This window comes from Streptomyces winkii, assembly GCF_032248595.1.
GTDB lineage: Bacteria > Actinomycetota > Actinomycetes > Streptomycetales > Streptomycetaceae > Streptomyces > Streptomyces winkii.
The window spans coordinates 527,500-540,569 of the sequence record NZ_JASTTH010000005.1; the positions used below are offsets into that span (position 1 = coordinate 527,500).

The 13,070-nt window shown below is 74.3% G+C and carries 12 protein-coding genes; 6 read left to right on the plus strand and 6 right to left on the minus strand.

All coding sequences use genetic code 11. From position 1 onward, the window contains the following. Positions 1-236: 236 nt before the first annotated feature. Positions 237-1,145, minus strand: coding sequence for a DUF3027 domain-containing protein (locus tag QQM67_RS17955; protein WP_314174905.1), 909 nt, complete (start codon positions 1,143-1,145; stop codon positions 237-239). A gap of 290 nt (positions 1,146-1,435) precedes the next feature. Between QQM67_RS17955 and QQM67_RS17960 the strand changes: the two genes are divergently transcribed. The 3 genes from QQM67_RS17960 to QQM67_RS17970 are packed head-to-tail and all read left to right on the plus strand — an operon-like array spanning position 1,436 to position 4,533. Next, positions 1,436-2,803 (plus strand): MFS transporter, encoded by a 1,368-nt coding sequence (locus tag QQM67_RS17960; protein ID WP_399067111.1) that lies wholly within the window; start codon positions 1,436-1,438, stop codon positions 2,801-2,803. A gap of 57 nt (positions 2,804-2,860) precedes the next feature. Then, entirely contained in the window at positions 2,861-3,550 is a 690-nt protein-coding gene (locus tag QQM67_RS17965) for a futalosine hydrolase (RefSeq protein WP_314174906.1), read from the plus strand. Further along, positions 3,547-4,533 carry a 1,4-dihydroxy-6-naphthoate synthase gene (locus QQM67_RS17970; RefSeq protein ID WP_314174907.1) on the plus strand — a complete coding sequence of 329 codons (987 nt, stop codon included), beginning with the start codon at positions 3,547-3,549 and terminating at the stop codon, positions 4,531-4,533. Before QQM67_RS17965 ends, QQM67_RS17970 begins: the two co-directional genes overlap by 4 nt. A 72-nt stretch (positions 4,534-4,605) precedes the next feature. Here the strand turns inward: QQM67_RS17970 and QQM67_RS17975 are convergent, their stop codons facing one another. From QQM67_RS17975 to QQM67_RS17990, 4 genes are all read right to left on the minus strand, one after another. Further along, on the minus strand, positions 4,606-4,989 hold the full coding sequence (locus QQM67_RS17975) for a cold-shock protein (RefSeq protein ID WP_314174908.1): 384 nt from the start codon (positions 4,987-4,989) through the stop codon (positions 4,606-4,608). 420 nt (positions 4,990-5,409) lie between these two features. Then, complete coding sequence (locus QQM67_RS17980; protein ID WP_314174909.1) at positions 5,410-6,072, minus strand: HAD family hydrolase; 663 nt, start codon at positions 6,070-6,072, stop codon at positions 5,410-5,412. A 74-nt stretch (positions 6,073-6,146) separates the two neighbouring features. Then, positions 6,147-7,100: a carbon-nitrogen hydrolase family protein gene (locus QQM67_RS17985; protein WP_314174910.1), complete on the minus strand. Its 954-nt coding sequence runs from the start codon at positions 7,098-7,100 to the stop codon at positions 6,147-6,149. Positions 7,101-7,254: 154 nt separating this feature from the next. Next, positions 7,255-8,337, minus strand: a complete 1,083-nt coding sequence (locus QQM67_RS17990; RefSeq protein ID WP_314174911.1) for a hypothetical protein — start codon at positions 8,335-8,337, stop codon at positions 7,255-7,257. 97 nt (positions 8,338-8,434) lie between these two features. On the opposite strand from QQM67_RS17990, the gene QQM67_RS17995 reads away from it, so the two are divergent. Further along, complete coding sequence (locus QQM67_RS17995; protein ID WP_314174912.1) at positions 8,435-11,014, plus strand: helicase-associated domain-containing protein; 2,580 nt, start codon at positions 8,435-8,437, stop codon at positions 11,012-11,014. A 45-nt stretch (positions 11,015-11,059) separates the two neighbouring features. On the opposite strand, the gene QQM67_RS18000 is transcribed toward QQM67_RS17995, so the two are convergent. After that, the gene (locus tag QQM67_RS18000; protein ID WP_314174913.1) at positions 11,060-12,025 is read right to left on the minus strand and encodes a GlxA family transcriptional regulator; all 966 of its coding nucleotides are present in this window, start codon (positions 12,023-12,025) and stop codon (positions 11,060-11,062) included. 103 nt (positions 12,026-12,128) lie between these two features. Between QQM67_RS18000 and QQM67_RS18005 the strand changes: the two genes are divergently transcribed. Together QQM67_RS18005 and QQM67_RS18010 are read left to right on the plus strand one after the other, a co-directional pair. Next, positions 12,129-12,662, plus strand: a complete 534-nt coding sequence (locus tag QQM67_RS18005; protein ID WP_314174914.1) for a PaaI family thioesterase — start codon at positions 12,129-12,131, stop codon at positions 12,660-12,662. A gap of 53 nt (positions 12,663-12,715) precedes the next feature. Then, positions 12,716-13,057: a DUF4326 domain-containing protein gene (locus tag QQM67_RS18010; RefSeq protein ID WP_314174915.1), complete on the plus strand. Its 342-nt coding sequence runs from the start codon at positions 12,716-12,718 to the stop codon at positions 13,055-13,057. Positions 13,058-13,070: the final 13 nt, after the last annotated feature.

The following is a 13,070-nucleotide window of genomic DNA, read 5'->3' on the forward strand; positions in this document are numbered from 1 at the left end:
AGAGCCGCCGGACTGCGGGAGGGGGCGGGGTGCGCAGGGGGGCATGTCCGGACACTCAAGCGTGATTTGCGGCCCGCAAGCCAGAGGGTTCGGGGGTGTTCCGAGGGGCGAAAGGCCGTAAATCATGCCGTCCGGACTGACCCCCGGAGCGCCCCGCACCCGGCACCACGAACGAACCGAAAGCGAACCCGCACCCGGCACCGAGAACGAACCGGAAGCGCACACACCGGCCACGCCTACGACAGCTCGTCCGCCCGCGTCTCGTCGATCACCGGAGGCGGCGGCTGCGGAGGCTTCGGCATGACCGCCGCCTCCGAGTGGCCCCCGCATCCGTACGACAGGGAGACCACGTGCCCGTCCGCCGGGCTGTACTCGTTCGCGCAGACGCCGAACGCCTGCCGCAGCGACCCCGCCAGCGGCATCAGGAACCCGCACGTCACGCAGCTCGCCGGTGCGGACTGGGCCATGGCCGTGTCCGCCCCGTACTCCTCGTCCCAGCGGTCGGCCGCCAAGTCCAGCCCGTACCGGGAGAGGACGCGGCGGCGGCCCATGCCCAGCTCCTGAGCGACCTCCGCGATCGTGCCGCGGTCGGGCGGAGGTACGACCTTGCTCGGCGAAACCGGTTCGAGGTCCGCGTCCACCGACTCCGCGACCTCTTCCAGCTCCTCGGTCACGGCCCCCGGCCGCACGCCCAGACCGGCCGCGCCACCGGCACCGGCGGCCTCGCCGGGACCACGCGCCGCCGCGCCCCCCGGCTCCAGCCGCAGGTCGTCCGCCTCCGTCGGCAGCAGGTCGCCCGGGCCGAGGTCGCCGGGGCGGAGCCGCTCGCTCCACGGGACCCACTCGGGGGCCAGGAGCGCGTCCGGACCGGGCAGCAGGACGGTCTCGTCCAGAGTGACCGTCTTCGCGCGCGAGGCGCGGGTCAGCGTCGCCGCCCAGCGCCAGCCGCGGTAGGCGGGCTCCAGGCACTCGAAGAAGTGGGTGACCACGCGGTCCCCGTCGGCGACGGCCTCGATGTGGTTGCCGACCTGCCCGGGCCCGGCGGCGGCCTCGACGGCCTCACGCGCGAGACCGACGGCTTCGGCGCAGAGCCGGTCGGGAACTGAGGCGCGGCGGGTACGGCCGCTTCGCGTCGCGGCGGTCATGCAGCACTCACAAGAATCGTCTCTCCTACGCCATAGCGCCGGTATCGGCGTGCACTCCCGTACGGCGGCCGCGTAGGGGACGGGCAGTTCACGGACGGAGCGGGACCGGGGAGCCGCTGCCGACGTCCGCGACCCGCTCGGGGCCGTGCGGAGCGCACCGCCGACCACGCTACCCCACGGATTCGCCGGATCGTCCCGGAGGGATTCCGTACGACCGCGACGCACGGGCTGTCGCACGAACTGTCCGTCCGGCGTGGACTGTCCGCATCCGCCACCGGCGGTGGGGCAGACTGAAGCGCGTGGCTGCCGAGCCTGGACGCGGACGTCGTCTGCTTCGCGGGGCCGCGCGTGCCGTACGACGGCCACCCGCGGCGGTGGCCCGTCGACTCCGCCGCTTCACTCACGGAGAGGGCGCCGGGGAGTCCGGTCTCGGGAAGCTCATCGAGCTGCACGCCGTGAATTCGGCGGGCGACATGCTGATCACGGTCGCTCTCGCCTCCACCATCTTCTTCTCCGTGCCCACGGGCGAGGCCCGCGGGCGGGTGGCGCTCTATCTCCTCGTCACGATGGCCCCGTTCGCGCTCCTCGCGCCCGTGATCGGGCCGCTGCTGGACAAGCTGCCGCACGGGCGCCGTGCCGCCATGGCCGCGTCGATGCTGGCGCGTGCGCTGCTCGCGCTGGCGATGTCGGGGGCGGTGGCCTCGGGGGGCCTTGAGCTGTATCCGGCGGCGCTGGCCGTGCTGGTGGCGTCGAAGGCGTACGGGGTGGTGCGCTCGGCCGTCGTGCCGAGGCTGCTGCCGCCGACGTTCTCGCTGGTGAAGGCGAACTCGCGGGTCACGCTGGCCGGGCTCGTGGCGACGGGGGCGGCGGCCCCGCTCGGCGCGGGGCTGCATCAGTTCGGGCCGGCGCTGCCGCTGTACGGGGCCTTCGCCGTCTTCGTCCTGGGCACGTTCCTGTCCTTCTCGCTGCCCGGCAAGGTCGACTCGGCGAAGGGCGAGCGCAAGGCGAGGCTCGTGCCCGCACCGAGCCGGGACGGCCGGGACGGCCGGGCCGAGAAGCGTCCCGGGCTGCGGACCGTGGGAGCGTCCGTACGGAGCGCGCTGATCGCCAACTCCGCGCTGCGCGGCCTGTCCGGCTTCCTCACCTTCTTCCTCGCCTTCCTCCTGCGCGACCAGCCGCTGACCGGACTCTCGGGTGCCTTCTCGCTCGGTCTGGTGGCCGTCGCCGCGGGCGGAGGCAACGCGCTGGGCACGGCGATCGGGGCGTGGCTCAAGGCCAGAGGCCCTGAAGTGATCATCGCGGGCGTGCTGGCCTGCGCGCTGGGCGCGGTCGTGACCGCGGCGGCGATCTACGGGACGGTGACGGTCGCCGTCGTCGCGCTGACCGCCGGGATCTCCCAGGCGCTCGGCAAGCTGTCCCTGGACGCGCTGATCCAGCGGGACATGCCGGAGGAGATCCGTACGTCCGCCTTCGCGCGCTCGGAGACGCTGATGCAGATGTCGTGGGTCGTGGGCGGCGGGCTGGGGATCTCGCTGCCGCTGATAGCGCCGCTGGGGATGGGCGTCGGCGCGGCCGTGATCGCCGCGGGGGCGGTGTTCTCCGTACGGGGTCTGCTCCGCGCCGCCAGGCACGGCACCCCGCACCCACGCGTCGCCTGATCCGCCCGACGTCCGCCCGACGCCGGCCCGGCCTCCGGGCGCCGGTAGCCTGCGGCCATGCGGCGAGCGCGGATTCTGATCGTCACCTCCGTCAAAGCGGAACGGGACGCGGTGGCCTCCCGTCTGGAGCGCGGCGGAGACGCCGCCGACGTCGAGGTGCTGGCCGCCGGTGTCGGCCCGGCCGCCGCCGCAGCGGGCGCTGCCACCGCTCTGGCCACGGCCGCCGCCGCGGGCACGCCCTTCGCGCTCGCGGTGTCGGCGGGCATCGCCGGCGGCTTCGGGCAGCCCCTCGGGGGCACTGTCGTCGCGTCGTCGATCGTGGCCGCGGACCTGGGTGCCGTCATTCCCCCTGCCGCAGGCGGGGAGGCCCCGACGGGCTTCGTCTCCGTCGCCGAGCTGGGCTTCGGGACGGTCGAGCACCGCCCGCCTCCCGCTCTCGTGCGGGCCGTCGCCGAGGCGACGGGCGCCGCGTCCGGACCGGTGCTCACCGTCTCGACGGTGACCGGAACCGCCGGGCGCGCCCGGGAGTTGGCGTCCCGCCACCCCGGCGCGGTCGCCGAGGCCATGGAGGGCTTCGGGGTGGCGGAGGCGGCAGCCGTGCACGGCGTGCCCGCGCTGGAGCTGCGTGCCGTCTCCAACTCCGTCGGGCCGAGGGACCGCGCGGCGTGGCGGATCCCCGAGGCGCTGGACGCTCTCGGGACCGCGTGCGCGGCAATGCTGCCGGTGCTGCGAGCATGGAAGCCATGAGCACCGACGACACCGGCGGCACCGGCGGCCGAAGCGACCAGGGCGGCCCGCCCCACCAGGACGCCCGAAACGGCTCCGGAGCTCCGCTGAGCATCGCCTATTCACCGTGTCCGAACGACACGTTCGTCTTCGACGCCTGGGCGCACGGCCGCGTGCCCGGCGCGCCCCCGCTCGACGTCACGTTCGCCGACATCGACGTCACCAACTCCATGGCGGAGCGCGGCGAGGGCGACGTACTGAAGGTCTCGTACGCGATGCTGCCGTGGGTGCTGGACGAGTACGCCCTGCTGCCCTGCGGCGGTGCGCTCGGCCGCGGCTGCGGCCCGCTGGTCCTCACGCGCGAGCCGGTGGCCGGGGGTACCACCCCGGCCCATGAGGCCCTGGGGGGAGGGGCGCTCAAGGGCAAGACGGTGGCGGTGCCGAGCGAGCGCTCGACGGCGTATCTGCTCTTCCGGCTCTGGGCGGCCGAGGAGGTGCCGGGCGGCGTCGGCGAGGTCGTCGTGCTGCCGTTCCACGAGATCATGCCGGCCGTCCGCGACGGCCGGGTCGACGCCGGGCTGGTGATCCACGAGGCGCGCTTCACGTATCAGGAGTACGGGCTGCACAGCCTGGCCGACATGGGCGAGCACTGGGAGCTGACGACGGGTCTGCCGATCCCGCTCGGCGCCATCATCGCCCGCCGCTCCCTGGGCACGCCGACGCTGATCGAGCTGGCGGAGTCGGCACGCGAGTCGGTGCGGATGGCGTGGGAGGACCCGGAGGCGTCACGGCCGTATGTGCTGGAGCACGCGCAGGAGATGGACCCTGCCGTCGCGGACCAGCACATCGGGCTCTACGTCAACGAGTTCACCGCGGATCTCGGCGAGGACGGCATCGCGGCGGTACGCGGCCTGCTGACCCGCGCCGCCGCGGAGGGTCTGGTTCCCGCGATCCCCGACCACGCTCTCGCCTTTCCGCCGCCGCCGTCCCTCTCCGTCGGCTAGGCGGGACCGCGCGGGACGCCGAACGCGGCGTGCGCCCGGCCTCGCCGCCGGAGACGGCTCACCGGCGGCGGCTCAGACGTCGAGCTGGTCGGCGACGGCCCGCAGCATGCCCGCGATCTTGCGGCCGTGCTGCCGGTCCGGGTACCGGCCCCGTTCGAGGCCCTGCGCGACGCCGTCGAGCAGCGTGGTGAGGTCCTGGACGATGGAGGCCAGTTCGTCGGGCTTGCGCCGCTGCGCCGCCGCGACCGAGGGAGCCGGGTCCAGCACGCTCACCGAGAGGGCCTGGTCACCGCGCTGCCCGGCGACGACGCCGAACTCGACCTTCTGGCCGGGCTTCAAGGCGTCCACACCGCTGGGCAACACGGAGGAATGCACGAAGACATCGCCGCCGTCGTCGCGGGAGAGGAAGCCGAAGCCCTTCTCGCTGTTGAACCACTTGACCTTGCCGGTAGGCACGTCTGTCCTCGTCCTCGTACTGCCGGGCAGCCTCGGCTGCGTCCTGATAGCTGTGATCTCGTCCTGAATCTGGCTCCGAAGAGCACGTTGAGCGGGCCGAATGACCCGCTCACCACCAAGGCTAACCCCCCGGTGCCCGGCGACTGGGGTACTCCCGGGCCCCTTGGGACCCAGGGGGAGCCACCGAGCGGTTCTCCGTACAGTTGCCCACCGATCTACCCTCGCCGCGTGAACACTGAAACGTCCCGCCCCGGTGATCTTCTCGTACGATCCGGCGGAACGCTCCCCCTTATCGGCGCTCTCTCCGGGGGCTGAGGCGCCGGGGCGATACCTCGCGTCACAGTGGTCACAGTCGCCTCGCTCTTTCCCGAGGCCATGGCCCTTCCCGGCTGGTGAGGGCGCTGCGCCAGGTGCTCTCGGTCAGAGGCGCGAGCAGTGGTCCGCGAACCACCGGGGGAACTCGGCGAGCCCTCCGGTCAGCACGACATCGGCACCGGCCGCACGCAGTTCCTCCGCACCGCAGGGGCCGGTCGGCACCGCGACGGAGAGCGCGGCCGCGGTTCTGGCTCCGCGCACGTCGCCGGTGTGGTCGCCGACGTAGACGCTCGCGCCGAACTCGCGCAGCGCCTCCGCCTTGGCCTCCGCCCACAACCAGCCCGCCACGGCGTCGGGTTCGATGCCGAGATGCGCCAGGTGCAGCTTCGCGTTCGGCTCGTGCTTGGCGGTGACGACGACGGCGCGGCCGCCCGACTCCCGTACGGCCGCGACGGCTTCGTGGGCGCCGGGCATGGCGGGGGACGAGGTGATCGCGTGCCGCGGATACAGCTCCCGGTAGCGCTCGCCGGCACGCTGGATCTCGTCGTCGGGGAACCAGTGCGCCAACTCCTGTTCCAGGGGCGGGCCGAGACGCGTCACGGTCAGGGCGGCGTCGATGTGGACGCCGGTCTCGGCGGACAGCGCCTCATAGGTCGCTCTGATGCCGGGGCGGCTGTCGATGAGCGTCATGTCGAGGTCGAAGCCGACGGTGGGGACTCGGCCGTCGCCGTCGGCCGGAGTGTGCCGGTGCGGGTCGTGCGGTGCCATGGCGGCCATCCTGCCCGGTCGCGCGGCGTTCACCCCGGCCGGGCAGCGGCGGCGTCCACGACGTGGCGGGACCCTCAGATGCAGGTACGGTCCGTGGAGCGTGGATCCCGCACCGTCGTACCGCTGTTGAGGGTTCCCGCCATGGCACGGCCGCGCCAGTGCTCGGTGGAGTCGTACAGCGGCGCCTCCGTGTCGACGGTGGAGATCAGCACGCCGGTGCGGTTGCGCGGCAGCCGTCCCGTGGTCACGCCGTCGGCGCGTACGAAGAAGGCGCCCCAACCGCTCTCGCGCGCGGAGGAGTTGGGGCAGCTGATCCAGACGTGGTTCGCGGACGCATGGCCGGTGATCGCCGCCGGCATCGTGATGCCGGGGTAGGTGTCGGCGGTGTTGAGCGGAAGCACGTCCTCGCCGATCGCCTCGCGGATCGCCGCGAGCTTGCCGGGCGTCATGTGCCCGGCGTGGAAGGAGTGCAGGACCAGCTGCACGCCCTGCCGCTTGTACTCGCGGTACAGCTCCGGGAAGCGGTACTCGTAGCAGATCAGCGCCCCGCAGCGGACGCCGCGCACGGTCAGGACGACGGGGTGGTCGCCCGGCGTGTAGTGGGCGAGGTCGCCGGTGCGTCCGGCCGGGTCGCCGGAGCAGAAGCGCTTGTCGTAGCGGTCGACGACGCTGCCCGTGTCGTCGATGACGTACAGGCTGTTGTGCGGCTTGTGCCCTCCCCCTCGGCCCTGACGGACCTGGGGGGACCCCCCGGTCAGCCGGTGCGTCGAGCCGAGCACCACCCACAGCCGCAGTTCGGCGGCGAGCTGGAGCACGCGCCGCGTGGCGGATTCGAGCAACTCCCAGTCGAATCCCCGGTAGTCGTCGAAGTCCGGGCCCGCATAGCCGGAGAGGCACGCCTCCGGGAAGTGGGCGAGGTGCGCGCCCTGCTCCTTCGCGGACCTCATCTGCCGCATGACGTAACGGCAGTTGCGGCCGATGTCGGCTCCGACCGGGAACTGGCACGTCGCCACCGTGAGTTGGGCCATGACGGCCAGCGTCCCACGGCGGACCGCCCCCGCGCACCGCCACGTAGCCCGCCGAGAGCACTGCCTCAAGCACCGCCGCGAGCACTGCCTCAGGCACTGCCTCAAGCGCTCGGCGCCGTTCGTACGGGCCCCGCGCGGGCGGCCTCCGGCGTGCTCACGCCCGGGGACGCCGCGCGCGCCAGACCAGGAAGAGCGCGCTGGCGACCGCGGCGACGCGCAGCACCACCGGGCCCGCGTCGATCAGCGCACGCCCGAGCGCGTCCCCGCCCTCGTCGAGGGGCTCGCCCCAGCGTCCGTCGAGCCGTCCCCACAGCCACACCGCGGTGCCCGCAGCGACGAGTCCGGGCATGCCCCCGGCGGCCCACTTGGCCTCCGTACGGCTCAGGCGCGGCGACCACCACGCGGCCAGCCAGCCCGCTCCGAGCGGGTAGGGCGAGCCGATGACGGCGCCCGCCACCAGCAGCGCGGCCGCGGCCCACTCCACGATTCCGCCGACGCGGGGACCTCCCGCCGCGAACCGCGCACGCCCCGGCCACAGCCGCCGCCCGCCGCCCGCGGCTTCGGGTTCGGCATCGGCGTCGTCGGCGGCCTCGTCGTCCGCTGCCCTGCGCGCCGCGGGCACCGGAACCCGGGGCCGCGTGCCGCCGGAACGGGCGTCGCCGGGCCGGGCGTCGTCCTCCTCGCCGCCGCCCGGCGGGGGCTTGAGCAGCTCGGGCAGCTCGATGCCGCCGACGAAGCCGGGCACGGATTCGCCGAACGTACGGCTGCCGCCGCCGTCCGCGTACGGACTCGGGTCGACCCGCCACCAGTCCGGGTCGGACTCCTCGGGCCCCAGCTCGTCCATCCCGGCGAGATGGGGTGCGGACGCACCGTAGGACGCGGTGGGGGCCGAGGGCGCCGAGGACCCGGCCGGGTCCTTGCCGAGCGAGACCTTCGAGCCGGAACGGCCCGTGCCGTCGCCGCTCTCGCCACCGGACGGGCTCCCGGACGGACTTCCGGACGAGCCCACCGAGCCGCGCGCCTCGACGACCTCCTCCGGGCGCCCCAGCCGCGCGAGGATCTTCTTCACGGCGGCCTTGCTCTCGGCCCCGCCCTGCTCCGCGCGCAACCGGTCGATCTCGCCGCGCAGGCCGTTCACCAGGCGTGCCCGCTCCGCGGCCGTCATCGGCGTGCTGTGGGCCAGGTCGCCGATCCGGCTCAGATAATCGAATACGAGCTTGTCGCTCTCGATCCCCACCAATTCCCCAACGACTGCTGTTCCTTGGCGCCTGCCCTGCCGTTTGCCAGGCTCGCCCACGACGGTACCCTGCGCCGCCCGCGCTAACGTGGGCTGGATGAGCACCGCGCACAGCGGCGACAGCACCGCCGCACCCCGTACGCTCGCCGACGATCTGCGCGCCCGTGACGACGCGGCGCTCGCCGAGCTGCTCCGCACCCGCCCGGATCTGCTCTCGCCCGTCCCCAACGACCTCACCCAGCTCGCGACCCGCGCTGGGACACGCGCCTCCGTCGTACGGGCGGTGGAGCGGCTGGACCGGTTCGCGCTGCAAGCCGCCGAGGCCATCGCCGTCGCGCCGGACCCGTGCTCGTACGCCGTGCTCGAAGCGCTCCTCACGGGGGACCGGGAGGACGGGGGCGGCGGGCGCGAGCAGGCGGGCCAGGGCGCCAGAGGGGACCCTGGGGCGGCCGGCGCGGCCGACGCGGACGCCGTCGCCCGCGAACTGCCCCGCGCCCTGCGCACCCTGCGCGAGCAGGCCCTGCTGTGGGGCGGCGACGACCGGCTCCATCTGGTGCGCACCGTACGGGAGTTGCTCACGCCCGCCCCCTCGGCGCCCTCGCCGACAGGGCTGGGTCCGACGCTCGCCGAGGCGACGGCGGGGATGTCTCCGGGGCGGCTCCAGGACATCCTCGCCAACGCCGGACTCCCCGCCACACACGACCCCGTGAGCGCCCTGTCCGCGCTCACCTCGCTCTTCGCCGACCGCGAGCGCACCGACGCGCTCCTCGAGGACGCGCCGCCCGAGTCGCTCGTGATGCTCGAAAGACTCCGCTGGGGCCCGCCGTACGGCTCCGTGCAGACCGACTCGCCCTCGCCGCCCGTGACTTGGCTCCTCGACCGTGCCCTGCTTGTCCGGACGGCGCCGCGCACCGTCGTCCTGCCGCGCGAGGTTGCGCTGCATCTGCGTGCGGGCCGCGCGCACCGCGAAGTCGAGCCGCTGGCACCGCCGTTGGCGACCCGGCGCGAGTATCCGCAGGAGGCCGTCGACGAGACGGCGGCGGGGCAGGCCCTCGCAGCCCTCGGCACCCTGGAGGATCTGCTGTCCGACTGGGAGACCGACCCGCCGTCCGTGCTCCGCGCGGGCGGCCTCGGCGTACGGGACCTCAAGCGCACGGCCACGGCTCTGGACACGCCCGAGCCGACGGCCGCGTTCTGGATCGAACTCGCCTACGCGGCGGGCCTGCTGGCCTCCGACGGCGAACCCGACGAGGGATACGCGCCCACGCCCGCGTACGACGACTGGCTGGGCCGCCCCGCACACGAGCGCTGGGCGCACGTCGTGCTCCGCTGGCTCACCGGCACCCGTGTGCCGGGGCTCGTGGGCACGCGCGACGCCAAGGGACGCGGCCTCGCGGCCCTCGGCCAGGGGCTTGACCGCGGCCTCACCGCCGACGTGCGCCGCCGCACCCTGGAGCTGCTGACCTCCCTCGACCCGGGCGCGGCCCCCACGCAGCGCTCCGTGCTGGACAGGCTGCGCTGGGAGCGCCCGCTGCGCGGCGCCGGCAGCGCAGCGGGCGAGGCCCCGGGCGACCTGCGCACGCAGCTGGCCGAATGGGCCCTGCACGAGGCCGAGTTGCTCGGCCTGACGGGGCGCGGCGCGCTCGCCTCGTATGCGCGTGAACTGCTCGCACCCCAGGCCCAGGGCGGCGTCCGTACGACGGGAGAGCTGGAGACGGCCGCGGCGCGTGCCGCCGAGCAGCTCGCCCCGCTCCTTCCCGAGCCGCTCGACCACATCCTGCTCCAGGCCGATCTGACGGCCGTCGCGCCCGGCCCGCTGGAGCGGCCGCTCGCCGCCATGCTGGGCGTGCTGGCCGACGTCGAGTCCAAGGGAGGCGCCACCGTCTACCGGTTCACTCCCGCGTCCGTGCGCCGGGCTCTCGACGTGGGACGCACCGCGAGCGACATCCACGCCTTCCTCGCCACGCACTCGCGAACACCCGTGCCGCAGCCGCTGAGTTACCTCGTCGACGACGTGGCACGCAGACACGGCAGGCTGCGCGTGGGGGCCGCGTCCTCGTACGTACGCTGCGACGACGACGCCCTCCTCACCGAGATCACGGCGGACAAGCGCTCCGCGTCGATGCGGCTGCGGCGGCTCGCGCCCACGGTTCTCGCCTCGCCGCTGCCGCCGGACCAACTGCTCGCGAGGCTGCGGGAGATGGGCTACGCGCCGGCCGCCGAGTCCGCCGAGGGCGATGTGCTGATCTCCCGCGCGGACGCCCACCGGACGCCGCCGCGCACCCCGCCGGAGCCGGTGCCCGACGGCCCCCCGGTTCCGGACGCGGCGCTGCTCACCGCCGCCGTACGAGCCATCAGGGCGGGCGACCACGCGGCGACGGCGCAGCACAAGCCGCCCAGACCGCCGGGGCGTGTGCCGAAGCCGCCCGTCGCGCCGGGCGGTGCGCTGCCGCGTACGACGTCGGCGGACACGATCGCCACCATGCGGTCGGCGGTGCTCTCGGGAGACGCGCTGTGGATCGGCTACGTCAACGCCGACGGCGCGGCCAGCCAGCGGGTGATCGCGCCGGTGCGCGTGGAGGGCGGCTTCGTGACGGCGTACGACCACACCGCGGACGAGATCCGCACATACCCGCTGCACCGCATCACGGGCGTCGCCGAACTGGCCGGTCCCTGAGGCGGGTTGGGAACGGACCCGGCGCGGGCCGGGCCCCCGGACACCTCAGCGCCGGCCGCGCCTGAGCGCTCCCGCCGTGACCCCGGCGCGCTCGCGCAGCAGCACCCGCAGCGTGTTGGCGTGCTCGTAGCCCACCCTCCGGGCGACGGCCTCCAGTGACAGCCCGGTGGTGCGCAGCAGATGGGAGGCCTGCTCGACCCGCAGGTCCTGGACGAAGCGGACCGGCGAGGTGCCGAGCGTCCGCCGCACGGCCCGCTGGAGGGTGCGTTCGCTGACGCCCAGCGCGTGCGCCGCGCTGCCGATGGCGATCGCCTCCCCCAGGTGCCGCCGGGCCCACCGCTCGAACGCCGCCACCGTGGGGTCGCTCTGCGCGAGAGCGCTGGGGATCGTGTACGCCGACTGCGACGGCCGCTCGTCCACGACCAGATAGCGGGCGACGAGATCGGCGAGCGCGGGGCTGGTCATGCGGACGATCGCCAGGGCGAGGTCGACGTGCCCGAAGGCCGCGCCCGCCGTGGTCACCCCCCGGGAGGCCGTCACCATGCTCGTCTCCTCCAGGTCGACGGCCGGGTAGCGCTTGCGGAAGACCGGTGCGAGCCACCAACTCGTCGTCGCCCGGCGCCCGTCGAGCACACCGGACTCGGCCAGCAGGAAGGTGCCGGTGCAGGCCGAGGCGACGGGCACGTCCCTGCCGCGCGTCTCGCGGACGAACCGGCGCAGCGCGGCCGACTCCGGCCCCGAGACATGGCCGATCAGCCGCTCGGGCCGCCGCTCGGCGAGCGCGGGGACGAGAACCAGGCGGGCGTTCGCGGCCTCGGCGACCGGAACGGTCGTGACCGTGTGCCCGGCGCCGGTGCGCACCCGGCGGCGGAAGCCCACCGTCGCCACCTCGCGGGCGGGCGGCGGCTGCGGCAGTTCGCCGCGCATGGCGTCGGCCGTGGCCAGCACGTCCAGGATCGAGGCGAGCCCGGAGTCGAACACGCCGTCGTAGGCGAGCACCGCGATGTCCATGTCGGAAACGGTATCGGAAGTGTCGTTCACGACACTTCGAAGGCCCGCGCCCAGCCCGTAGGTTCGAGGTGTACGACAGCCACCGAGCGAGAGATCACACACGATGACCCAGTCCACGGCCCGGTCCGCGGGAACCGGCACCACGCGCGTGCGCACCCACACCTGGGAGGCCCCCACCACATACCGGGACGCGGGCGAGCGCTCCGGTCTCGAACTGATCCGCCTCGGCCTGGACGGGCACCTGCCCCCGGCGCCCATCTGCGGCACCCTCGGCTTCAGGCTCGTGGAGGCCGAGGAGGGGCGCGCGGTCTTCGAAGGCGAGCCCGGGGAGCATCTGTTCAACCCGATGGGCACCGTGCACGGCGGCTTCCTCGCGACGCTGCTGGACTCCGCTCTCGGCACGGCGGTCATGAGCACCCTGCCCGCGGGCCGCGCCTACACGACCGTCCAGCTCGGGGTGAACCTCGTACGTCCGGTCTTCGGCGACACCCCGACGCTGCGCTGCGAGGGCAGCACCCTCCATGTGGGCCGTACGACGGCGACGGCCGAGGCACGGGTGACCGGCGCCGAGGACGGCCGGCTCTACGCGCACGGCACCACCACGTGCGCGGTCTTCGCGCTGCCGGAGGCGGGCTGAGGCCGGAAGGAGGAACGGAACAGGCCGATGGGGCCGAGGAGATCGAATGGCCGATGGAGAAGGGGAAGCTGATGAGCGGCGCAGGGGCGGGGGCCACGACCGTGGTCAATCTCAAGGGACACCGCGACGATCCCGACTACGCCGACGTCGTCTACGTCGGGCGGCCGATGCACCGCGGCGGATGGCATCTCGACGGCTCGCCCCTCGCGAGCCCGTTCCGCCCGGGCCGCGACGGCACCCGGGAGGAGGTGCTCGACCGGTACCGCGAGCACCTCCTGGGCCGCCCGGATCTTCTGGCCCTTCTTCCCGGACTGCGCGGCAGGAGGCTGGGCTGCTGGTGCGTCCCCGAGCCCTGCCACGCACAGGTGATCGCGGAGATCGCCGACGCGGGCTGAGTCACACGGACCG

Excerpts from the sequence above, each read along its gene's own strand:
- QQM67_RS18005 (WP_314174914.1), top strand. The coding sequence starts at position 12,129 with ATGACCCAGTCCACGGCCCGGTCCGCGGGAACCGGCACCACGCGCGTG.
- QQM67_RS18010 (WP_314174915.1), top strand. The coding sequence starts at position 12,716 with ATGGAGAAGGGGAAGCTGATGAGCGGCGCAGGGGCGGGGGCCACGACC.
- QQM67_RS17980 (WP_314174909.1), bottom strand. The coding sequence starts at position 6,072 with ATGGCACCGCACGACCCGCACCGGCACACTCCGGCCGACGGCGACGGC.
- QQM67_RS17965 (WP_314174906.1), top strand. The coding sequence starts at position 2,861 with ATGCGGCGAGCGCGGATTCTGATCGTCACCTCCGTCAAAGCGGAACGG.
- QQM67_RS17970 (WP_314174907.1), top strand. The coding sequence starts at position 3,547 with ATGAGCACCGACGACACCGGCGGCACCGGCGGCCGAAGCGACCAGGGC.
- QQM67_RS17985 (WP_314174910.1), bottom strand. The coding sequence starts at position 7,100 with ATGGCCCAACTCACGGTGGCGACGTGCCAGTTCCCGGTCGGAGCCGAC.
- QQM67_RS17955 (WP_314174905.1), bottom strand. The coding sequence starts at position 1,145 with ATGACCGCCGCGACGCGAAGCGGCCGTACCCGCCGCGCCTCAGTTCCC.
- QQM67_RS18000 (WP_314174913.1), bottom strand. The coding sequence starts at position 12,025 with ATGGACATCGCGGTGCTCGCCTACGACGGCGTGTTCGACTCCGGGCTC.
- QQM67_RS17995 (WP_314174912.1), top strand. The coding sequence starts at position 8,435 with ATGAGCACCGCGCACAGCGGCGACAGCACCGCCGCACCCCGTACGCTC.